Below are 21,893 nucleotides of genomic sequence, written 5' to 3' on the forward strand. Positions count from 1 at the left end.
CCCCATTTCAATTCCAGTATGGTGCGATTAAGAGACTTGGTGACAAACAACTTAGATTTTAAAATATCCCATTTCAATTCCAGTATGGTGCGATTAAGAGCATCTTCTATACTTCCACCTGGACCCGGCTCTCCCATTTCAATTCCAGTATGGTGCGATTAAGAGGCTCGGAAAAGGGCAGTTTGAAGCAGGTGTAAACCTATTTCAATTCCAGTATGGTGCGATTAAGAGCACGAATACCTTTAATTGTTTCTGTGTTTTCATTTATTTCAATTCCAGTATGGTGCGATTAAGAGGACATTCCTCGAAGATAGGGTAAAAGGTATTTATCAATTTCAATTCCAGTATGGTGCGATTAAGAGCATTCCAGGGCATTGTCCGTGAATGAATTGGCCTCATTTCAATTCCAGTATGGTGCGATTAAGAGCCCAAGGGCGCATTCCTTACAGCAATCAACACCACATTTCAATTCCAGTATGGTGCGATTAAGAGAAAAACAATCATCAGACCGAAATCAACAAAAACCCATTTCAATTCCAGTATGGTGCGATTAAGAGACACTGAATTAGGCGCTCAAGAACCTACATCCCCTTATTTCAATTCCAGTATGGTGCGATTAAGAGTACTGTTCCGTAAAAGGTGGTTTGTTCGGTTTCAACATTTCAATTCCAGTATGGTGCGATTAAGAGCCTTTTTATAGGCTTCTAACATTGGTTTATTTGCAAATTTCAATTCCAGTATGGTGCGATTAAGAGGATGGTGAAACAAACAAGACAGGTGAAATTTCCTTATTTCAATTCCAGTATGGTGCGATTAAGAGTTCCATTAAGAAAAACAAAAGAACCATCTTTTGACAATTTCAATTCCAGTATGGTGCGATTAAGAGAAAGGATTTTTTACCTTGAGAAGTTTGGATTTGAATATTTCAATTCCAGTATGGTGCGATTAAGAGCCGGGGTATTTCAGACAATAATAGGCATTTTCAAGCGCATTTGGCACTTCTCCAGATATAAAACTAAGATTTTTCTCGTCGACCTGTAATGACCCGTTTTTGCTGGGGATGCGACAACTGGCTTTCCTGATGTTTTGGTGGGTTTTTGGGAATGAGTAGTGCTTCTGAAATGCTCCAGTCTTTAAAAAAAATCTCCTTCGACAATCAAATCCTCATAAAAACGTCCCTAAATCGTTTTTCTCCTGACCAATGATTTCTTTTTCTAGCCATCTCTCATTTCGACTTTTAAATATAATCAAACTATCCTCCTCCTCTTTCATGAATTTCTTGGCTCCCAATACCAACTCCTTTAATTTGACCTCTGTGATTTCTCCTTCAAAAACGGAATTCTGAATCCAATTGAGATATTTTCTACAGTGTTTTAACATTTTAACCACCCTCCGCTCTCCCATATCATAAACCAATATCACATACATCTCTTTCCTCTTTAAATCTATGCCCTATCCTGAAAACCTACACTAATTTTTACCCTAAAAAAAAACCATCCTCCCTAAAAACCACTTTCATACAATTCTCACAAACTTAAATTTGCTCATTCATATGAAAACCACTCTCCTACCACCAAATTTTAAAAGGTTGATAGGTCTCTATTTCCAACATGTGCTTGCTTAATTTATAACATTCCAGCTTCACCAAATGCTTATAACTTACCTGACGGTTCAAGGTCCGATGTTTGATCGTTTCATTCAGGCGCTCTTCAAATGCTTTGATGAACGCTTTTTTTCCGGATTCCTTGAGAACTACCCTGTTGACATGAAAATCAAAATCCTTGGACTGTACTTCTTTTTTGTTCAAAACCCTAAAGATTGTTCGATCAACCAAGATAGGTTTGAAAATTTCAGCCAAATCCAAGGCCAATGAATATCTCCTATAGCCAGGCTCATGCAAGAAACTGATCGTGGGATTTAACTGGGTATGGTAAATCTGACCCAGACAAAGCGTGTAGCACATCATATTACCAAAGGAAATCAGGGCATTTACCTCATTCATGGGCGGTTGCTTACTCCTCCCTTCCATGGCATGATCTTTCAGGATGATATCAAACGCCTCGTAATACACTTGCCTGATATTCCCCTCTATTCCCATCAAAACATCAATTTCCTCGCAGCCCACTATCTTTTCACTCAGCTGTTGGATTCTGGCAATCTGTCCGCTCAAATCCTTATCACGGTTAAGGTAATACCGGAGGTTCTTGACGATATTAAATGCCGCACCTTCTACAAATTTCTGGGCTATTTTTATCCTTTTGTCCAACCTCATAAAATGAACAGTTTGTTGAATCTGCATCTTACCTGCCAATAAATATTCTTTCGACTGGAAACTCCCTGTATAGTGTTCGTAATAATCAAAGAAATGCACACTTATACCATTTTTTCCTAAAAAATTATACAACGCACTGTTGGCATCCAAAGAGCCAAAGCAATAAAAATCAGAAACCGCTTCAACCGGAATATATTTTGGCGTTCCTTCTATACCGGATTCATCCACAGGCAAAAACTTCAGGGTATTATCCTTTCGGCTTAACCGACCTGGATTAAAAAGGTAATAGGTTTTTTTCATCGGATATTTTTTAGGGATTTAGAGATCATGAAAACTTCTTCTTTAATGAGTTTTTTTGAGTATTAATTTGATTTTTTCCCTATTCTTATTTTTTTCTTCCAAGTCACTAAAACTACTATTGATTCAAATTTCCCGATAAGTCCAATTCAAAACGAGAAAAAACACATCGAGATTCCAGTTCACTGTTGTATCATATTGTATTAAAAAACAACCTAAATCATCGCAAGAGACCCAAAATCATTAAATGGATTCCCCTACGTAGCAAAGCTCAAAATAGCTGCAGCTTTCACAAATTTTGGCATTGATCACTGATGGACAATGGTCGCTATTTTTTAGACTTGCAATTTCTGACACTGCATGGATAAGATAACGGATGTCGTCCACTGTGAGCTCCACACGATCGATTTTCCGTAAAAGGGGATATTCAAGTATTGCAGTTGCTCCCTCAATTCCATTTAGTTGAAACATCCACAAATAGAATTTCACTTGCCAGACATGTGCTTGTTCTACCTTGTTTCCACGCTTTGTTTCATGGATAATCTTTTGCCTCGAATCGTAAAAATCTACTTTTCCAGTAAGGCTGATACCGTTGTAAATGGCTTCAACAATCATTTCTGAATGTTTTTCACTGCGGCCGGAATAGCTGTTTTCATGCAGCAACTTACCGTCATACACAGTATCACTTGTATGCTCCATGGTGATTCCATGCGAATGGAGCCAGCATTCCCGCTTGCAGATGTGATATAGATTTATAAGGGTGGCGTTGATTTGCATGGGATTAGTCTTCGAATTGTAAAATAACTTCCCTGTTTTTCTGCATCCGGTGAAATTTAACAAATGCTTCTGCTCCTCCAAACCACGCTATTCCTTCCTTTCTTGAAAGTTTTGTAGGCTTAGCCATCAGGTAAGTATGCCAGCTGCTATGTGGCCAATCAGCAGGATCCGTCACAAACTCGTGGTGCGCCGGATTATTGTGGATATAGGCAATCAAGGCGGTAAAATAGCTATCCTTATCTATAAGCTTTCGATGAAATCGGGGAATAAACAGACAGGTTGCCTTTTCGAGAATACATTTTGTTATTGGCTTTTGTATAAGCATTAAACAGGTTACTTAGGGGTTGACTCAAGAAGTTGGCATCCCACTCCAAACCTTGAAGGTTTATAATCTCCTCTACAATCCTAAACCTTACCATCAAGTGAAGATGATTGGGCATCAGGCAACAGGCGAAGGTATCCTCAATAGGGTAGACGTAATGAGTATATTTCTCAAGAAAATACCGGTAATTCTCAGCGTACCGAAAAAGGTTTTCACTCCCGCTAGCATGGGTCCAGATGTGGTACATCCACTCAGGTTCCAAGGGTATTCGTGGATCGGCCATTGTTTCAGTTTTTTTTAGCCCTTCAATGTTTTAAAAAAACTTGAAGGGCTGGTCAAATAAATATCAATTCGCTAAACTTCTGGTCAAGCAATCCTTTATCGTAATCGTACACCTCCCGATGGCTGACCAGGTACAGGTAACCATATTCTTCCCTATTGCCTCCCTGAATCAGTTCTTTGACCAGTTTTGATTCCGAAAAGAGTGAGAACGTGAACATCGCCATAATGGATTGCAGCATTTTCAGATTCCGTTTTCTATCCGTAAAGACTTCTGTCCGATCCATAATCAACTTGCGGTATAGGTTAAACACATCTTCTCCCGATAAACAATTATTTAGAGGAAACACACCGAAGGTCTCTAAAAATTCAAGTTGCTGTAGCGTGAAATCCTCATCAATCCCGTCCTTAACCCTAATTTCCAAAGGAACAAAAACACTGACATTGGACTGGGAAATCAGAGTAAACTCAGAATCCACCTTCGGGAAATTGAGTTTTCCTATCAACTGCTCTCGAAAATCCCTGCCCGTTCCTGCTAATCCTTTTTCCTGATTGGAGAGATCCAGCCATTCCTTAACTTTTTCATAAAGCTGGTCAAACCGCTTGGTTCGTAAGATGTTGAAATAATCCTTTTCCATACTATGACGGGTTTCCTTAAACCTTCTGTCCTTTCCATAGATCACACTTGCATCATCCAAGTCAAATAGATACACAGTGCAGCCCTCCTTTTTCACATTTCTATTGACACGCCCAGCCAGTTGCTCCTCTGAGTCAATTATGGAGCGGTTTTTAAAACCTAAGTCCATATCAATATCCACTCCTGCCTCAACCACTTGGGTGGTGATTAGCAACACATTCTTCTCTGTATCACCGGTAGATTTCAACTGCCGAATGATATCCTTTCTTTTAGGCTCTAGAATGGTCCCACTCAATACGTGGATCGTGTATCCATGAAATACCTTCTCAGCAAGTGTAGCAAATTCTGTAGCTGATTTTTTGAAAATAAATTCTACAATTGTCCTCACCTGTCCGTTTATAGACCGATAGGCTTCAGATTTTTCATGGATTTCATCCGCCAGCCAGTTCAGGTAATCTTTGCGACCCTCCTTTTTCGGTTGTTTTCTAGCCAATAGTTCGTCACTAAAACTTACTCTGTCAGCAAAATTCGGATTGGTAAAAAACCTATCTATGGCATCAGGAAGCAGATAGCAAAAATCAGCATCAGCCAATGAACCTATTTTGGGCAGGGTTGCCGACATGACAATAAAGCGGATATTAAGGGCTTGCGCATAAGATTTTAGCAAATAGGCCATTTTGTCCCATAGATCGGGATTATAGGCCTGTATCTCATCTATTACTACTATACTATTAGCCAAACGGTGCATCAGGTAGATACTGGATTTTTCATCAGCTTTTAGGATATCAAAAAAGCGCACATGACTTAGAAACGTATATGGGTAGTTTACAAACTGGTTATGAATATCGTCCTGCCTATCTTCACCATAAAGCCCATCTTTTATTTCCTCCTTTGTTACCTTTTCCTTCCATGCGGCCCTGCCATGCAGCTCTATCCATTCATCTGGCTCCAGGCCAAGAGTCTGTTGTGATACCTGAAGGGTCTGGGTTGCCAGCGTAGTAAATGGAAATACATAAAACACTTTATTCAGTTCCGGATTAGCCTGAAGTAGCTCCATGGAGGCGATGAAAGCCATATTGGTTTTACCTCCTCCGGTAGGCGCTTCTAGGTAAAAAAGGCGACCGTCTGATTGCTCCCGCACTTTTTGAATGATTTCAGCAGCCATTCTTGATCGAAGATTGTTTAGATTGCCCGGAGACTTTTGCCTATATGTGTCAGGACTTTTGGAAGCAATTTCCTCAAAGTGTTTGTATAAATATTTATTATGGGAATGTGTATGCATCAGAGCTAAGATATGCTTGTAACTCTGAATAGCTGTCAATACCCCAAAGGAATCGTAGAAACTTCCCCACTTGTTACAATAATGCGAAGTGGCATAATAATCTGCCGCAGTAAGCAATGAGAAATTTAACCTGATCAGTGCGAACCATTCAAAATCCAATTTCTCAAAGTGAACATTATTTTTTCGTAGGGAATGAATCCCCGCTACCAATTGTGCGTGAAAAGGTTTGTTGTAGCAGTCCAGATATTTTGCTAATTCATTGCATAATTGGCTATTGAGTTTGTCAAGAGATTTTTCTGCGGACAAATCATCTAAACTCGGATTATGATGCTGCATTATCGTATGGGCAAGCGCAAAAGTGAAAGCTATCATCTTTTGCTGATCCTTCAGGGGCTCCTTTTCCAGGATTTCAAAACCATCAGAAAGCTGGTGTATCAAAAACAGGAAAGCACTCAAAACAGAATGCTGGGAATCAATCCCGTTCTGTATGGATTTTGGAAAATGAGAAGTATTATCAAGCTTCCGCTGGAAGTTCTCATTTACTTTCCCAAAATCATGGTACAGGATCGCCTGCCAAAATAGTTTTTTGGCAAAAGGCGCAAGGTTCTCAGCATCTTTGCAGAGCTTTAATAGCATCTCATCTATCAAAGGTTCAAGCCCATGTACAGCGATCAACTCCTGAAAATAATGGGTCACTAGCCCCATATGTTCTCCCAGTGTTTCATTCGGAGTGTGCGCTAGGTAATGATCCGCGTTTTTGAGTAGCGTGCAAACCTGTACCTCAGATATCAATTCTTTGAATGACTTCATCATCAGTTGAGCTGTACCACTTGATTGTCTTTTAATCTGTATAGATTCTCCAATCGGTAATCCGAGGCAAATTTGGCATTGGAATAAACAAAAGGAGCCATTTGATACTGGTATTCCTTTCCACGCTTTTTCACCTCAAACTCATGAAAACCAACAGGCAATCGCTCGAAGTAGAAAAAAGATTGAGAATACTTTGTGAACATGGCGGCAAAGCCCAGGGTATTTCCACCGAATTCCTTTATCCTGCTACTTTCTCCATCCTTCTTACAAAACAGTGAAGCTACCTGATATTCCTGATCAAAATCAAACGGATCCAGCGCATACTCTTGGAAGCTTTCAGGCTTCCACCATACCGGAAATTCATTTTTACCCAAGTATGGAATGTACTCAGCTTGTCCATTTTTTAGGGAATGATACAAAGGGTTTTCATCGCTTAGCGCCACATAAACTCGGTAAGATGGGCTTATTAAGGTGTTTTCGTAAGCAATAAAGTTCCCATCTTTATTGGCATAGCCTACCGTATTGGTATAAATAATGGTTGTTTTCTGAAAATTGCCCCTTTCATCCCTCAAGGGGGCAATACCCACTTTCAAATGCTGTAGTTGCTGGTAATAATCCGGCAGTACCCCACGCTTTTGATAGCCATCCAATCCCAAAACAGCTCCGAATATACCGAGCAGGCTTGGTTTATGCAGCATGTTATAGCTCATGGAGATGCCTTCATTGGTATCCGGCTTTCGCAAAAAACCAAAATCCGACTCTAAATCAATGGATACTAATCTTTCCATGGATTAGAGGTCTTTTTCGATTGCACCCTCAGGCAAATTGATGACTGTGGTAATGACCTTATTGTAATAGATCTCTATTTTATCCAATTCGGATTTAACATGGTCTTGTGCAAGCAATCTGCTTATTTTGGCAAGGTCAATTTCCCGCTTTTCGGTATCCAGAACTTTGATGAGTTCTGTGAAAGACGGCAACACGAGTTTGGAACCTTCCTTTAGTTCTACCCACAGCAGAAGTTCATTATCTGTTCCAGCTTTGGCGGAGGAGTCGTAGTAGGTTGCTCCTCTTCGCAAACCCAATTTTAACTTTTCAATGTCGCTGTCAGATAGATAGTTGTCTGTCCCGGACAGCTCGGTCAGTGTTGTTAGATTTTTGGGGTTTACGGAAATTCCATGAACGTAATGTCCTTCCCGCAACTTAGACTGTGAGCCAAGTGTAGTCATGGCAGAATCCTCTTTGCCTTCTGCAGAATTTCGGAATGGTGACATAATCTGCTCAGAATAGATTTCCCCTCTTACAAATTGGTTTAAGCCGTGAGTAATTTGTGCTGGACCATGTAGGGATAAATTAGTTGATCCTGCATAAGTACCTCCGAACAAACGTATATCAAGACTTTTTAAAAGATTTCCAAGCATCTCACGCTTCTTTGAAGCTTCTTTTTCTACCCCTTTGCCTTCCCCTTTGGGTATCTCTCCAAAGTATTTCACATAGGTCTCGTCCAATGAGCGTGGGTTAAGAGTATCTTCTTTAAATGTTTTATAGAAAAAAATCTTATCCTCTGTCTCATGCTTAAGATAGTTTCTCACTAAGTATTTCAAAGCTTTGTCGGTTGCATAGATACGGCCATCAGGAAGGGTTCTGGGTTGGTGGGTGAAATCAGCATTGTAGTTGGAATTGATGCTTTTGATCACTGCAGCCCCGTAGGCTCTTTTATTGAATTTGCTCATGGTAAGAATATTTTAGGATGGAGAATCTGATTTTTTGGTGAAGAGAATATTGGGGCAGAAATAGCCTGCCAATAGCGTAGGACGCAGCTGCTGCAGTCCTGTCGTAGGCTCATAAGCAAGTACCTCCCCGGCAAGTTTATTGAAGCGCTTGTAGTCAAAGCCGATAGCATGCTTGTACTTAAGCAAAATACCTGCGATTGCTTCATTAAAGTGGGCATGATTTGTCTTTTGCAAGAATGGCTCCAGTACTGCATGGGTTCGGTCTCCTGCCTCGCTTTTTGAAAGCAGGAAATATATCAATTGGCCTGCCCCAAAGGCATAGGCATCATCCGTGGCAAAGTGGAAATCTGCACCATCCACCACCTTGGCTATTTCGGTTTTATGTGTTTCTATTTTACTTGGCATAATATGTTGTTGATTGGTTTTGTCAAAATGCGGGCACAAACTAAAGTAGATGTTCAATTTTGATTTAATGGCGTATTCTTTATTACTATCCTGGTTTCTGATATCGTCCATAATGCCAGTCATACAGATATCCTCGAACTGCTGCCTACCTATACTGCTACGAATAGATTTATAAATAAAGTCATAGACAGGCTTTCGATATTTGAGGATTAGAGTAAACAGAGCCGAACGATAGTATTTGGAATCCATTTCGTCAAAATAGCGCATGTTCATACTCCCTTTTTTCTCATCAATTTTGACCAACGCATTGTTAAAAAGCTCTCTGACCACAATACGCTCAAAGTCAAAAACGGATTTTAGACGAATTGAAGGTTTCGGTAATTTGTCCTTATCTCTGATTTCGGTAACGTTCTCAATATTCCAATATACAGTATCACCATCAGTGTCTTTTTCTTCACTGAGGTAATATCTGAACTTGCTCACATAGTCAAAATCATGTATGGCTCCACTAGAAAAATAAAGGAGGTAATAATTACCCAGATCCTTCTCTCTTTTCCATAATTCACTGATAATCTCCCGATGGGAGATTATTTGATCTGATGCCCTGTGAAATAGGTTGATAGCCTCTTGGGTTAAGTCCGACCTATCTATGAAAATGGGGGTCGGGTTGGGTATCAATCGTTTGTTAGCAAATACTTGAAATTCGGACAAGGCCTTGGCTTCCCGGGCACTAATTCTGGAAGTGATGTCAAAAGAGGCCGTTTGATGGGTAAGAAATGGCTTTTTACTGTTGAAGCCGTTATAGAAATTACTTGTACCCAGTATTTCTCCTTCAACTTCAATATTATATTCTGCTGTATTGAATAAGCCTTCTGATAGATATGTAGCCTGGAAAGCTCGGTATTTTTCTAATGGTTCATCTCTGTAAAAAACAACATAATCACTCCCTTCCAATTCTGCGTAAACAGGATTTGCCTCCAGTAAGCTGTTCATTTCGTTTTTTAAAAAAAATTTAAACTGTATTGTTTTCTGTTTCTCAGTCTCATCCAGACCAAATTTCTCTTCGAAAGTTTTTCCAAAATACGTTTCAAAACGCTCAATTAGGTTGGCTTTTTTGCCATCTACCGGATATTTGTCGCCCCCAATCCAGGACTCCCGCTTAAAAGCAATACAGTAAGGACTCGCCGAGTGCAATCCCTTCATTGGCAGATCAAAACATTTATTGGTATCAATCATCCAGCCTGCTTCCTGTCTCGCAGCGCAGTCATTTAAAAATTGCGAAGGTGCCCCATGCTTTCTACCCAAGTATCGTTCACTATTTTTTACTTGCCCGGCACCCTCTTCATCAAACTCAATAAGGATGTGAAGTCCTACTTTAGGTTCAACTGCCAAGCCCTTTACTGAAACAGGAATGTCATTTACAAATTCTGCTAGCTCTTTAATCATATTTTCTCATTTTTAACCTCCACACTACCAAATCCCTGACTCCCCAAATGCCCGAAGCCGGCAGTATAACCGATTTCCTGTAATTCCACTGGGGCCTTAAACTCAAATTCAAACATATAGCCGATTAGCATGCTCTGTTGGGCTGTGAGCTGTTTGATCTTGACACCGTTTTTATGGATTTTGCCCAGTGGTCGGAAACTGAAATCAGGAAGCACAGCTTTAAATTCTTGGTCATCTCCGGTACTTAAGGCAAAGGCCTTGGATTTGGAAATTAGATTTTGCATCAACAAGATGCCATAATCGGAGTCATCTGGATGTAAATAATCCTCTCCACCATCCGCCCTTTTCCTTCTGACAAACAATGGAGATTTACTCCGATACTGCATTGTTTCTATAAAATGCGGTGGCGCTACTGCCTCAATTGCCGTGACAGTAAAATGTACCTGACTAATTTTGTCTCCGATGATCAGTTCTTGGGCCATAAATAGGCCTCGTATAAATTCTTCGGCTGCTTTGTCTATTAAAAAGCTGATGGTAAAACTGGCTGTATTCCCAAAATGGGAAATCCTTCCCGCCTCAGGAATGACCTTAAAACCCTGGAATTCTATCCTTGAAAAAGTAAACAACCGAAACCGTTTTCCATAAGCCGCATATCCCTCCTCATGTAAAAACTTACTGAAATCACCATCCGCACGATCAATGACTCTGTAGATAGCTGAAGACAATTCATATTGGTAATTGATGGGAATAAATTCATTTCTCCCCATTTTTTCAAGATTGATCCTAAATCGCATTTGCTTTTGGTTATATTCTGGGTAATCTATGCCTTGAAAAGTTCTATATCAAACAATTGACTGTAGCTGTCACGATTTATATAATTTTAAAACTAAATGAATTGTAATAACGCCCAACTGTAAATTTTTAAATGTATTAAAATTGAAATGCACACAAATCATTGTGATGAAAACCGAGAGTCATTTCATCGGCACCAACAAATCAGATGAATTAAACCTTTGGTTTTCGACTTGCTTCTCTAAATAGTTACTGTTTTAAACCTACCCATCTTTTGGCTAAGAAAAAATACCCTCTTCAGGGTATTTTTCACCCTCAATTATTGAAATAATATTGGTATAAATGTATATTTTCTTATTATTCAATTCTATACTAGTGCTTTTAATTGGAATATTAAATTAATCCTTCTTTCAGTCAGCGGGAATTTCAATCTCCCATCAAGCCAAAACCCCCACGCAGCCGAAGCCCATCGCATTCTTGCTCCCAAACCCGCCGTAATACCCGAGCTCCTGAAGGATCGGGGAAGCTTTCAGCTTGAAATCGAACTGATAACCGATGACTTTGATGGGTTTTTCGCTGAAGGATTTTAGGGTGATTCCTTTCTTTTTTGGCTTACCTATGAGCGAAAAGGAAATTTCGGGACAGTAGCTGTCCAGGTCTTTCAAACCGACGACCTCTGGATGAAAGCTCAAAAATCTTCTGAGCAAATTGGTCTTAAAAACGCAGGAGTATCGTTCGTCCTCTGGCGAAAGATAATCCGCTCCTCCATCTTTTCGGACAGCACTCAAAAAAACCGGGGAAAGACAACTGTATTGCATTTCATCCGAAAAGTAAACCGGGGCTGCCGCCTCAATCCGCACAACCTCATAATCCACCTGGCTCAGCTTGTCGCCCAATCCTATCTTTTGGTTTAAAAACAGGCCTCTGATGAATCCTTCCGCTGCCCGGTCCACAGCAAAGCGGATATCCAAAGTGACATTTGTTCCGGTATGTTCCAACCTGTTGAATTCAGGATGGATGATAAAATTATCGAATTTCAACAAGGAGAAGGTAAAAGGTTTATAATGCTTGTTTTCGTATTGATAACCCTCAAAATGAAGGAATTGACTGTATTCCGCATCCGCCTGCTCCAAAACCTTATAAATGGCGGAAGACAATTCATATTGATAATTCAAAGGCAAAAAGCCACTTTTCCCAATCCTTTGTAATTGAAGTAAAAATTGCATCTGTTATGTTAAATAAAACGCTGTAAAAATAAATTCTGAACTGCTGTATTTGTCCACCTGCTCGCACATCTTTATGTGCTTCTCAATGCCCCATTGCCAAGCTCCACGTTGCGGCAACAACCAATTTATTCCTCATCCATAAGAAAGCGACTGACAACTTGTTTTCCCTAAAACAGTCTGGAAACGCCAACAAATTAGTACAAAACCGATCCGACTGCAACAAATTGACGCTACCTGTCTCGATAAATTTCGATAAAAGACTAAATCTTTCGTAATGCAAAGTAGACATTCCGTTCTTAATAAAAAATACCTGAAACAGGGTATATTTCAACCCCATTTACCTGTTTAATCTTATATAAAATCCATATATCTATATTTTTTGTTTTTCACAGGATTTTGAAAAATTCCAACCCACAAAAAAAGACAAATTAGAAGATCGGCTGGACATTGAATATTTCTGATGGGGTAAAGTCAAAAATTTGCAAACAAATGATTCTAAAATAATTTCCGACCGGAATAAAATTGGAAAATATTACAGGTTTAAATCGGGCATTTGTAATTTTCTATTTTGGGGAGATAGTCAGGGGCTAATGGCCTTTTTCCAACCTGACTTAAGGGTTTAACCCGGATTCTAAGACAGTGGAAAAGTAACCCAAAACAGCTAACTTGATGTGAATTAGATAGAAATATGCATTCCGTTTCCCATTGGGATTGGAACTTCAAAAAAATCAGATCATTGGATTAAATAAGTCATGTTACCGAATTATTGAAATCAAAAAAAAAATGTGAACCTAATTGATTGTCAGATCATTGAATTCTGGTATAGAAATGGTAATGAATAACACAGGTTTGATCATTGAAGCCCCAAGGATAAACGAGGAAAAATTGGGTTTCAAATAAGATCAACCCAATTACTTTTTATGAGAATTTTTTTGGAGCAACTCAATTTACTTCCATTTATCAATCACTTAGGCTTGGGCACTCTTAAAATATGAGTATGCTATTGGTCAGCTTCTAACAAGCTGGAGAATTTTTTTGCTTTGTTTTTCTTTATTTCCATCACTATGGGTACAATTTCCCCAGAATTAGCCAATTTAAAGGACGGCATATCCGCATTTTTCAATATCCCATACAACTCATTGAAGGATGGTTTATGGCCAATATAAGGGTCAACAATCAAGAAGTATTGGTGATCCCCACTAATGTCTTTTTTTTCTGCGAACTTATTTAGTCTGTCTATCACACTTTCAAATTCTGCAATTTCAGCTTTAATGGCGGAAATGTTTTTCTTGGCATTAAAGTCTATACTTTTCAAACCATACATGGCTCCATTATAACCCAAACCATCAAAATGGAAATCAAAAAATAGTGAGGGCAAAGAATCCTGTTTCAATGTGTAATTGACATCGATCTGTTCCTTCAATGGAAGATGCAGTTTTTGTTCAATTTCATTTTGAAATAATGAAGGTGCTTGAATGGATTCCATTTCGGCATCCACTTTGCCAATAAATTTTTCAAAATACAATTTAAAACTCTCCCTATCGAACTCTTTTTTAATGGAAGCTGGCTTGCTAAACTGTAATATTCCATTGTTGTAATCTGCCAGCCTTGAAAAATACTCATGATATTCACTGTTTTTGGGAGAAAAAAGAGCCAAGCCATTTCTATTGAAATTGAAATAATTTTCTAAGTTCTTAATTGAAAAATCCAATAATTTTTTACTTCCCGGGTTAAGTTTGTTCGCCAATTTAATTTTTTCAAGGGAGATTTTATAGAAAAAATTTTGGCCAGACATCACCATCAATCCTAGGGAGATACTCTCCTGGCTGATGTCGTTATTGACAAATTTTAAGATGCTGTATTGGCTGATCATAATTATTTTAGATAGGACAGGTAACTATTCGATATGGAAAGGATTCTTCCATTATCCGCAAGGACATGTCTAATTTTGTTTTTCCCTTTGTCACTAAGACCCCATTCTTTAGGCACTTGTTCAAAAATGAAATCCAAATATTTCAGTGTAGTTAGGATATTTTCATGTATCTCCAACTGAAGTTCTTTAAGTTCCGATATTTTTGCAAATTTAGCAATAGATTTTGATAGGGGTACATTTAAGATTCTGAATTTTTCTTCCAAATGAAGTTTTGGAATGGTTATATCCATTGGATGACTTAAATACCCCCATGCTGCAGCATGGTCAATGGGGTTAAAATCAAATTTACCGAAGCCACTGACAAGGATGTTAGGATTTTCGGGCTTTCTGTCCTTGTTGGCTACCCAGATATCGAAAACGCCGATTTTTAAAAAATCCAATGGCCTCCTGAAGAGATGAAAGTCCTGTTTCTTGCCCAATCCTTTTATATACTTTTCAAACTCAATAACTGGTTTAATCTGTCTTGAGGCAAAGCAAATTTCTTTTTCAAAATCTATTGACTTGTACTTCCATGATAGTGGCCCCTTTTCTTTAGTATAGGCATCCACAACCTGCTTGTCAAATTTTATCAAAGCAATTTCAGGAGTTTGGATATTCCAACATTTCAAAAAATAAGAACAAATCAACTCATTGATCAACTCCATTTTCGGTGGTTGAACGGAAGAAGCTTTGACAAAATATTCTTGATCATCCTCAGCTATAACGAAAAGGGGGGAACTACCTTTTGTGTTGGTTTCTGAAATAACCGCTATTGCATTTAGGCTCTTAATTGAATCAATCATCCGGGTCCCTGTTTTTAATTAAAAATGCATTTTTTCACTCGCTTTAAGTTTGACACAAAGTTCGATTTCTGCTTTTGCCATTTAAGCGAACATTATTGGGGTATTTGATTGATTTTCATTTCATTAAACCCGTTTTATGCATTGTGAACGCAATTCAACATTACAATTAACTGATAATCAATCGGATATTTACTATTTTTAACTTCACCCTTTCGATGTAGGAATTTATTCTCCCAATAGTCTGATTTTCTTCCCATTTCAATCCCATTTGGAAACCTATTGCACATTTCCATCTAACTTAATCAAGTTAGATGCCCTACGTTACTTTTCCGCTGTCTTAGAATTCGGGTGAAACAAGATGCCGTCATTTTCTTGAATTGGCAAGGGAAGGCGGCTATTTATTGGTGATGTTAGTTTAAAGTGGGTGTTTGCATTCATTCTGCAATCAAAATACACGTATAATCCTACCCCTTAAACCCACAAAAAAACCGATGATTTCCATCATCGGTCCTTTTCTAAAGCTTATTCCCTTTCGAGACTAAATAAACTGGTTCAATATGTTTTCATACCGCTCCTGCTTTCCGCTGGTTTGCTTAGGCTCCCCTACTGACAAGGCATGTGCCCTAAGGTCTTCTAGTTTGAGTTTACCGGTTTCATACTCCTTTCCTTTGCCGGCGTCGAAAGAGGCATATCTTTCCTTTCTCATCGACTTGTACTCGGATTTTTCCAGGATTTCACTGGCAATCAACAAGCCTCTTGCAAAAGCATCCATGCTGCCGATATGGGCATGAAACAGATCTTCCATGTCGGTGGAATTTCTTCTCAGCTTCGCATCAAAGTTTACACCACCCCCTTGGATACCGTCGCTTTCCAGGATCACCAACATCGATTCGGTCAACTCCTGCAAGTTGATCGCGAACTGGTCGGTATCCCAGCCGTTTTGGTAATCACCACGGTTGGCATCGATGCTGCCGAGCATTCCTGCATCCACCGCTACCTGCAACTCATGTTGGAAGGTATGACCGGCAAGTGTGGCATGGTTGACTTCCAGATTCAACTTGAAATCCTTGTCCAATCCATGCTGCTTCAAAAACCCGATGACAGTGGCTGCATCGTAATCATACTGGTGTTTGGTAGGCTCCATCGGCTTCGGCTCGATCAGGAAGTTACCTTTGAACCCTTTGGAACGTGCGTAGTCCCTGGCCATGGTCAGGAACTGGGCAAGATGTTCGGTTTCCCTTTTCATGTCGGTGTTGAGCAAGGACATGTATCCTTCTCTCCCACCCCAGAACACATAGTTCTCTCCACCAAGGGCGATGGTAGCATCTATCGCGTTCTTTACCTGCGTACCGGCCCAAGCCACCACATCAAAATCAGGATTGGTGGAAGCCCCGTTCATGTACCGTGGATTGCTGAACACATTGGCTGTGCCCCAAAGCAATTTCACGCCGGTTTCTGCCTGCTTTTGCTTGGCATATTCCACGATGGTTTTCATTCTGTGTTCATATTCGGCGATATCAGCGCCTTCGTCGATCAAATCGATGTCATGGAAACAATAATAGGGCGCTCCGATTTTGGTGATGAATTCAAATGCCGCATCCATTTTGTCTTTGGCACGTTGGATGGGATCGGCATCGGCATCCCAAGGATGTACGATGGTACCGGGACCGAATGGATCTCCGCCATTTCCGCAGAAGGAATGCCAATAGGCAATGCCAAATCTGAAATGGTCCTTCATGGACTTTCCTGCGATGATTTTGTTTTCATCATAAAATTTAAAAGCCAAAGGATTCTTGGAATCCCTTCCTTCAAACTTGATCTTTTCGATGTTTGGGAAAAATGTTTTCGACATGGTTAAATAGGTTTTGTTGTGATAGACCGAAGACCATCTTGGGCTCCGGATATTGTTTGTTGTATAAAATTATTGTTTTGCCAAGATCGCTGGCATTTCCTGATCAGCTCCGCACCTTCTCCAGCGCACTCAGCCAGTTGGCGTACACCTCGGCATATTGGGCGACCAATTTCGGTTCTGGGTCGAGGGAGGCGAGTTTTTCCAGACCACCAAAAGCCTCTTTCGGAGAAGCATAAATTCCCGCTCCGATTCCTGCGCCCCTAGCGGCTCCCTGAGCGCCATCGGTGTCATAGAGTTCAAGCGAAACCTGGTTCATGTTGATGAAAGCCTGCCTGAACAGTGGACTCAAGAACATATTTGCCCTTCCCGCCTTGACCGTTTTCATGTTCATCCCCATTTCCTTCATGATGTTGAAACCATAGGTCAGGGCACTGACGATTCCTTCCTGTCCAGCCCTGAGCACATGTCTCTTGTCGTGCTTCAATAGATTCAGACCTGAAAGATGGGCACCAAGGCCTTTGTTTTCCATGATCCTTTCCGCTCCATTGCCGAAGGGGATGAAATTCAATCCTTCTGCACCAACCGGAACTTCCAAGGCCAAAACATTCATTTCCTCATAGGAAATGCTTTCGCCACCGAGTATTTTTTTCAGCCATGAATTTAAAATCCCTGTGCCGTTCACGCAAAGCAAGACACCATAACGGGGGTTTTCCTGGCGATGATTGACATGTACAAAGGTATTTACTCTTGATTTTGGATCATATACCGCTTGTGTACTTACGCCATAAACAGTCCCGGATGTTCCGGCCGTGGTGGCCAGTTCTCCCTCTTCCAAGACATTCAATGAAAATGCATTGTTGGGTTGATCACCGGATCTGTAGGTCACGGGTACACCTGCTTCAATGCCCAAAAGTGCAGCGACCTTTTCTGTCACTTTTCCCTGTTCGGAAAAAGAAGGAACTGCCTTCGCCAAAATAGAGGCATCAATGCCATAATGGTCAAGCAAGTTTTGGGAAAGGCCATTGGCTTTGAAATCCCAAAAGATCCCTTCAGAAAGACCTGTCTCAGAAGTCAGTATTTCTCCCGTAAGTTGCATGGCGACAAAATCACCGGGGAGCATGGCCTTATGAATCCTTGCATACTTCTCAGGTTCATTTTCTTTGACCCATTTGAGCTTGGAGGCAGTAAAATTTCCCGGGGAATTCAAGAGATGGGGAAGACAAAAGTCCGCTCCCAATTCCTGAAAAGCTTTGTTTCCGATTTCCACCGCCCGGCTGTCACACCAGATGATGGAGGGGCGGATCACTTCCTGGTTTTTGTCCACCAAGACCAAGCCATGCATCTGGTAAGAAATCCCGATTGCCTTCAGTTCTCCTTTTTGGATATGGCCATTCTTCACAATGGCTTGGGTGGTCTCCACGATGTATTTCCACCACATCATGGGATCCTGTTCGGCCCAGTCTTTTTGTGGTGCATCGATGGTCATTTCTATCTTGGGCAAACCCTCTGAGGCAACGACTTTACCGGAATCAGCATCCAATAAAGTGGCTTTTACCGAAGAACTCCCAATATCATATCCTATTAATAATCTTCTCATTTTAAATTGTTCATTTTACCAGAACACGATGTATAGTGCTGCTGTAATCCCTACAATGATAAAAGCACCGATCTTGAAAGCTGTACTGGTTTGGAACAGGTCTTTGGAGATTTCAATGCTATTTGGATGGTCTTTGCCTTTTCCTTCTACCAAACTGATGATAATCATCAAGGAGGCAAGGACCAAGAAAACAACCCCCATCCTATCCAGGAATGGTAGATTTGGGAAGCCTATTTTGAGCACAACCGAAAGCGGAATGCTCAATGCTGCTGCTGTCAAGGCCGCATTGGAAGTGGTTTTTTTCCAGAAAACCCCGAAAAAGAAGATGGCAAAAACACCTGGGCTGATAAATCCGGTATATTCCTGGATAAACTGGAAGGCCTGATCCAATTGTCCCAATGCCGGGGCAACAAGTGCAGCCACAATAAACGCAACTGCCGCGGTAATCCTTCCCACTTTTACTTGCTTGGTTTCAGAAGCATTCTGACCAAAATATTTCTTGTAAATGTCCATGGTGAAAATCGTGGAAGTACTGTTCGCCATCGAAGCAAGCGAAGAAACAATCGCAGCAGTCAAGGCCGCAAATGCCAATCCTTTCAAGCCCGTAGGCAACAACTGCAACAAGGTAGGATAAGCCCTATCCGATTTGATGATGCCTGTCACAGGATCTTTCATCGATTCGATAAACCCTACATCAATCCCATTTTGTACAATCACATACGCTGCAATTCCTGGAATAACGACGATCAAGGGCATCAACAATTTCAGGAAACCTGCGAAAATCATCCCTTTCTGCGCCTCATCCAAATTCTTGGCAGCCAAAGCCCTTTGCGTGATGTATTGGTTAAATCCCCAATAACTCAGGTTGGTAATCCACATGCCACCGACCAAAACGGAGATTCCGGGAAGATCTTGATAAGCGTCTCTTGTGCCTCCCTGTCCGTCAGGAATCATCATTTCACCTCTGGAAAGGATCATGGAGAAATGTCCGGGAACTTCATTTCTCAACAAAGTAATCCCATCCCAAGCGCTGCCAGATCCCACCATCGACAATGCGATGTAGGTCGTGGCCAATCCACCGGCCACCAAAAAGAAAACCTGGACGACATCTGTCCAGGCAACCGCCTTCAAGCCACCATAGATGGAATAAATCATGGCAAATGCCGCTAAACCAAGGATCCCGTAAACCATTGGCACATTCAATATCGTGTTCAAACTTAAAGCGCCCAGATAAAGGACAGAGGTCAAGTTGACAAAAACGTACAACAACAACCAGAAAATGGCCATTGTGGTCCTTACCCTTGTATCGTATCGGTCAAGCAAAAATCCCGGCATTGTATAAATACCCTTTTTCATGTAGATCGGCAGGAAGAAAATCGCAACCACCAACAAGGTTATCGCCGCCATCCATTCGTAAGTGGAAATGGCCAAACCCAGGGCAAATCCAGAACCCGACATCCCGATAAACTGCTCAGCAGAAATGTTGGATGCGATCAGCGATGCTCCTACAGCCCACCAAGGAAGTGCTTTAGAGGCAAGGAAATAATCCTGTGAGTTTTTGACATGGCCTTTTTTCTCCCTGGAGACAAAAAGACCCATGCCGATAATGAGTAGGCAATATCCTATGAATACTGCTAGGTCTAAAGGTTCTAATAACATAAGTAAACGAGGTTGGGGTTATTTGATTTTGAGAATTTCAAAGATAAACTTTTCAAACTATGATTTTGAAGTTTTTTGATAATTATGCTGGACATTCCCATACGATCTTAAACAAAACCTTCTCTTTATAAGGGGAAAAAGGAGGTACTCCCAATATAATCGATTCATTTTTTATTTTTAGTTTGTTTTTATTTCACTATCCCAACAATACCATAGATTTGCTTGAATTGAAAATCTCTTAAAATACTGGACGCTAATGCTTGAAACCCACAGGTGAATTGCTCTCCAACCACAGTTTTGTGCCCTCACAGACCTGAAGACAAGGATTTGAGAAGTAAATAGAAATGCTTATCTCCTAAGTCTGTTTCTCCTCAGCCCAGATTTCTTGTATTCCACCCGTATGGTGCATTGCCCATTCAGTACCAGCCTGAAATCCCTTGATGATCAACGTTCCTTTACAATTTTTGGCGTCATGCTCATATCTTCAGGAATTAGTCTTCTAGTGATGTGAATTTCTTTCAGTTTCGACCCCATTTGGAAATCCAATGCATATTTCGGGGTTTATTGGTTCTGGGAGGACAAAATCCCCAACTCCAATCCTCTCAGTTCTGCCAGCCCCTTCAATCTTCCGATGGCCGAATAGCCGGGGTTGGTGGTTTTTTCGAGGTCATCCAGCATTTGATGTCCATGATCAGGTCGGAAAGGGATCGGCTCGGAACGTTCTTGGTTGAGCCGCACCAATTCCCGCATCACCGTCACCATATCCACATCGCCTTCCAAGTGGTCCGATTCATGAAAATTTCCCAAAGCATCCTTTTTCACATTTCGCAGGTGGGCAAAATAAACCCTGCCTCCAATGGTCCGCAATATCCTGGGAAGGTCATTGAAAGGTCCAGCACCCAATGAACCTGTACAGAAGCAAATGCCATTGAAAGGTTTATCCACCTCTTCGAGTATCCATTGGAGATCTTCGAGGTTGGAGGCGATCCTGGGCAGACCCAAAATCGGGAAAGGTGGATCATCAGGATGCAGCGTCATCTTGATCCCTTCTTCCTCACAAACATCTGAAATGGATTCCAAGAAATAAGCAAGGTTTTTCCTCAAGCCCAATTTTCCGATGGGCCTGTAAATTTCCAGGCTTTCCCTAAGGGATTCCACACTGACGCTGCCTTCGGTGGGCACGCCCATGCAGACGACTTCTTCGAGTTGTCTCCTTTTTTCAGTGTCAAATTCGTCCAGCCTTTTTAGCAGTTCCGCATTTATTTCGGAGGAGTAACTTTTTTCTGCCCCTGCCCTTTTCAATATATGTTGGTCAAAGAAAGCAATGTCCGTCCAATCAAAATAAAGGGCTTTTGCCCCATTGGGTAACGCATAGGCAAGGTCCGTTCGGGTCCAATCCAAGACCGGCATGAAATTGTAACAGATGGTTTTGAGTCCACAAGCAGCAAGATTCCGAAGGCTAATCCGGTAGTTTTCCAGATAGTGCTCCACATCCCCGTTTCGGGTTTTGATGGCTTCGTGAATCGGCAAACTCTCCACGACCACCCATTCCAAACCAGCAGCTTCGATCATGTTTTTGCGTTCCATGATCTGATCTTCTCGCCAGATTTCTCCATGTGGCAACTGATGCAAAGCGGACACTACGCCCGAAGCGCCAGCCTGACGGATATCGGACAAGGACACCGGATCATTTGGTCCGTACCAGCGCCAAGATTGTGTTAACTTCATAGAACCTTTTTTATTGATCATTCTAAAATCTTACTTTATACTTTTTGTGTTTGCCCAAGGAAAT

General features: G+C 40.9%; 17 protein-coding genes and 1 CRISPR repeat array. All 17 genes read right to left on the reverse strand.

Features of this window, described 5'->3' with window-relative positions:
* The first annotated feature begins 4 nt into the window (after nucleotides 1–4).
* Nucleotides 5–952: direct repeats of the CRISPR family, unit length 30 nt; unit sequence ATTTCAATTCCAGTATGGTGCGATTAAGAG.
* A 212-nt stretch (nucleotides 953–1,164) separates the two neighbouring features.
* Entirely contained in the window at nucleotides 1,165–1,428 is a 264-nt protein-coding gene (gene cas2 / locus Q7J63_RS18080; protein ID WP_304888191.1) for a CRISPR-associated endonuclease Cas2, read from the reverse strand.
* Between the two features lie 139 nt (nucleotides 1,429–1,567).
* Nucleotides 1,568–2,572, reverse strand: coding sequence for a type I-B CRISPR-associated endonuclease Cas1b (gene cas1b / locus Q7J63_RS18085; RefSeq protein WP_304888193.1), 1,005 nt, complete (start codon nucleotides 2,570–2,572; stop codon nucleotides 1,568–1,570).
* A gap of 240 nt (nucleotides 2,573–2,812) precedes the next feature.
* On the reverse strand, nucleotides 2,813–3,346 hold the full coding sequence (gene cas4 / locus Q7J63_RS18090) for a CRISPR-associated protein Cas4 (RefSeq protein WP_304888195.1): 534 nt from the start codon (nucleotides 3,344–3,346) through the stop codon (nucleotides 2,813–2,815).
* A gap of 4 nt (nucleotides 3,347–3,350) precedes the next feature.
* Nucleotides 3,351–3,563: a hypothetical protein gene (locus tag Q7J63_RS18095; protein WP_304888197.1), complete on the reverse strand. Its 213-nt coding sequence runs from the start codon at nucleotides 3,561–3,563 to the stop codon at nucleotides 3,351–3,353.
* Between the two features lie 19 nt (nucleotides 3,564–3,582).
* Nucleotides 3,583–3,951: a hypothetical protein gene (locus Q7J63_RS18100; RefSeq protein WP_304888199.1), complete on the reverse strand. Its 369-nt coding sequence runs from the start codon at nucleotides 3,949–3,951 to the stop codon at nucleotides 3,583–3,585.
* A gap of 52 nt (nucleotides 3,952–4,003) precedes the next feature.
* Entirely contained in the window at nucleotides 4,004–6,679 is a 2,676-nt protein-coding gene (gene cas3, locus Q7J63_RS18105; protein ID WP_304888201.1) for a CRISPR-associated helicase Cas3', read from the reverse strand.
* Complete coding sequence (locus Q7J63_RS18110) at nucleotides 6,679–7,464, reverse strand: type I-B CRISPR-associated protein Cas5 (protein ID WP_304888203.1); 786 nt, start codon at nucleotides 7,462–7,464, stop codon at nucleotides 6,679–6,681. Before Q7J63_RS18110 ends, cas3 begins: the two co-directional genes overlap by 1 nt.
* A 3-nt stretch (nucleotides 7,465–7,467) precedes the next feature.
* Nucleotides 7,468–8,409 (reverse strand): type I CRISPR-associated protein Cas7, encoded by a 942-nt coding sequence (locus Q7J63_RS18115; protein ID WP_304888204.1) that lies wholly within the window; start codon nucleotides 8,407–8,409, stop codon nucleotides 7,468–7,470.
* 12 nt (nucleotides 8,410–8,421) lie between these two features.
* Nucleotides 8,422–10,260: a hypothetical protein gene (locus Q7J63_RS18120; RefSeq protein ID WP_304888206.1), complete on the reverse strand. Its 1,839-nt coding sequence runs from the start codon at nucleotides 10,258–10,260 to the stop codon at nucleotides 8,422–8,424.
* Nucleotides 10,257–11,054: a CRISPR-associated endoribonuclease Cas6 gene (cas6, locus tag Q7J63_RS18125; RefSeq protein WP_304888208.1), complete on the reverse strand. Its 798-nt coding sequence runs from the start codon at nucleotides 11,052–11,054 to the stop codon at nucleotides 10,257–10,259. The genes Q7J63_RS18120 and cas6 (Q7J63_RS18125) overlap by 4 nt, the downstream gene beginning before the upstream one ends.
* Nucleotides 11,055–11,489: 435 nt before the next feature.
* The gene (gene cas6 / locus Q7J63_RS18130) at nucleotides 11,490–12,278 is read right to left on the reverse strand and encodes a CRISPR-associated endoribonuclease Cas6 (protein WP_019598347.1); all 789 of its coding nucleotides are present in this window, start codon (nucleotides 12,276–12,278) and stop codon (nucleotides 11,490–11,492) included.
* A 1,000-nt stretch (nucleotides 12,279–13,278) separates the two neighbouring features.
* The gene (locus Q7J63_RS18135) at nucleotides 13,279–14,151 is read right to left on the reverse strand and encodes a hypothetical protein (protein ID WP_304888210.1); all 873 of its coding nucleotides are present in this window, start codon (nucleotides 14,149–14,151) and stop codon (nucleotides 13,279–13,281) included.
* A gap of 2 nt (nucleotides 14,152–14,153) precedes the next feature.
* Nucleotides 14,154–14,993: a HipA family kinase gene (locus tag Q7J63_RS18140; protein WP_304888212.1), complete on the reverse strand. Its 840-nt coding sequence runs from the start codon at nucleotides 14,991–14,993 to the stop codon at nucleotides 14,154–14,156.
* A 538-nt stretch (nucleotides 14,994–15,531) separates the two neighbouring features.
* Nucleotides 15,532–16,845 carry a xylose isomerase gene (gene xylA, locus Q7J63_RS18145; protein ID WP_304888214.1) on the reverse strand — a complete coding sequence of 438 codons (1,314 nt, stop codon included), beginning with the start codon at nucleotides 16,843–16,845 and terminating at the stop codon, nucleotides 15,532–15,534.
* Between the two features lie 103 nt (nucleotides 16,846–16,948).
* Nucleotides 16,949–18,442, reverse strand: a complete 1,494-nt coding sequence (locus Q7J63_RS18150) for a xylulokinase (protein WP_304888216.1) — start codon at nucleotides 18,440–18,442, stop codon at nucleotides 16,949–16,951.
* A 15-nt stretch (nucleotides 18,443–18,457) separates the two neighbouring features.
* Nucleotides 18,458–20,101, reverse strand: a complete 1,644-nt coding sequence (locus Q7J63_RS18155; protein WP_304888218.1) for a sodium/sugar symporter — start codon at nucleotides 20,099–20,101, stop codon at nucleotides 18,458–18,460.
* A gap of 561 nt (nucleotides 20,102–20,662) precedes the next feature.
* Nucleotides 20,663–21,829 (reverse strand): mannonate dehydratase, encoded by a 1,167-nt coding sequence (gene uxuA / locus Q7J63_RS18160; protein WP_304888219.1) that lies wholly within the window; start codon nucleotides 21,827–21,829, stop codon nucleotides 20,663–20,665.
* Nucleotides 21,830–21,893: the final 64 nt, after the last annotated feature.

Origin of the sequence: Rhodonellum sp. (genome assembly GCF_030656585.1) — a bacterium.
Classification (GTDB): Bacteria; Bacteroidota; Bacteroidia; order Cytophagales; family Cyclobacteriaceae; genus Rhodonellum; species Rhodonellum psychrophilum.

What these genes read in the sequence shown, in the direction of transcription:
- cas6 (WP_019598347.1), bottom strand. Translation starts at nt 12,278, where the DNA reads ATGCAATTTTTACTTCAATTACAAAGGATTGGGAAAAGTGGCTTTTTG.
- Q7J63_RS18115 (WP_304888204.1), bottom strand. Translation starts at nt 8,409, where the DNA reads ATGAGCAAATTCAATAAAAGAGCCTACGGGGCTGCAGTGATCAAAAGC.
- xylA (WP_304888214.1), bottom strand. Translation starts at nt 16,845, where the DNA reads ATGTCGAAAACATTTTTCCCAAACATCGAAAAGATCAAGTTTGAAGGA.
- Q7J63_RS18135 (WP_304888210.1), bottom strand. Translation starts at nt 14,151, where the DNA reads ATGATCAGCCAATACAGCATCTTAAAATTTGTCAATAACGACATCAGC.
- cas4 (WP_304888195.1), bottom strand. Translation starts at nt 3,346, where the DNA reads ATGCAAATCAACGCCACCCTTATAAATCTATATCACATCTGCAAGCGG.
- cas3 (WP_304888201.1), bottom strand. Translation starts at nt 6,679, where the DNA reads ATGATGAAGTCATTCAAAGAATTGATATCTGAGGTACAGGTTTGCACG.
- Q7J63_RS18150 (WP_304888216.1), bottom strand. Translation starts at nt 18,442, where the DNA reads ATGAGAAGATTATTAATAGGATATGATATTGGGAGTTCTTCGGTAAAA.
- cas1b (WP_304888193.1), bottom strand. Translation starts at nt 2,572, where the DNA reads ATGAAAAAAACCTATTACCTTTTTAATCCAGGTCGGTTAAGCCGAAAG.
- uxuA (WP_304888219.1), bottom strand. Translation starts at nt 21,829, where the DNA reads ATGAAGTTAACACAATCTTGGCGCTGGTACGGACCAAATGATCCGGTG.
- Q7J63_RS18155 (WP_304888218.1), bottom strand. Translation starts at nt 20,101, where the DNA reads ATGTTATTAGAACCTTTAGACCTAGCAGTATTCATAGGATATTGCCTA.
- Q7J63_RS18110 (WP_304888203.1), bottom strand. Translation starts at nt 7,464, where the DNA reads ATGGAAAGATTAGTATCCATTGATTTAGAGTCGGATTTTGGTTTTTTG.
- cas2 (WP_304888191.1), bottom strand. Translation starts at nt 1,428, where the DNA reads ATGTATGTGATATTGGTTTATGATATGGGAGAGCGGAGGGTGGTTAAA.
- Q7J63_RS18140 (WP_304888212.1), bottom strand. Translation starts at nt 14,993, where the DNA reads ATGATTGATTCAATTAAGAGCCTAAATGCAATAGCGGTTATTTCAGAA.
- Q7J63_RS18100 (WP_304888199.1), bottom strand. Translation starts at nt 3,951, where the DNA reads ATGGCCGATCCACGAATACCCTTGGAACCTGAGTGGATGTACCACATC.
- cas6 (WP_304888208.1), bottom strand. Translation starts at nt 11,054, where the DNA reads ATGCGATTTAGGATCAATCTTGAAAAAATGGGGAGAAATGAATTTATT.
- Q7J63_RS18120 (WP_304888206.1), bottom strand. Translation starts at nt 10,260, where the DNA reads ATGATTAAAGAGCTAGCAGAATTTGTAAATGACATTCCTGTTTCAGTA.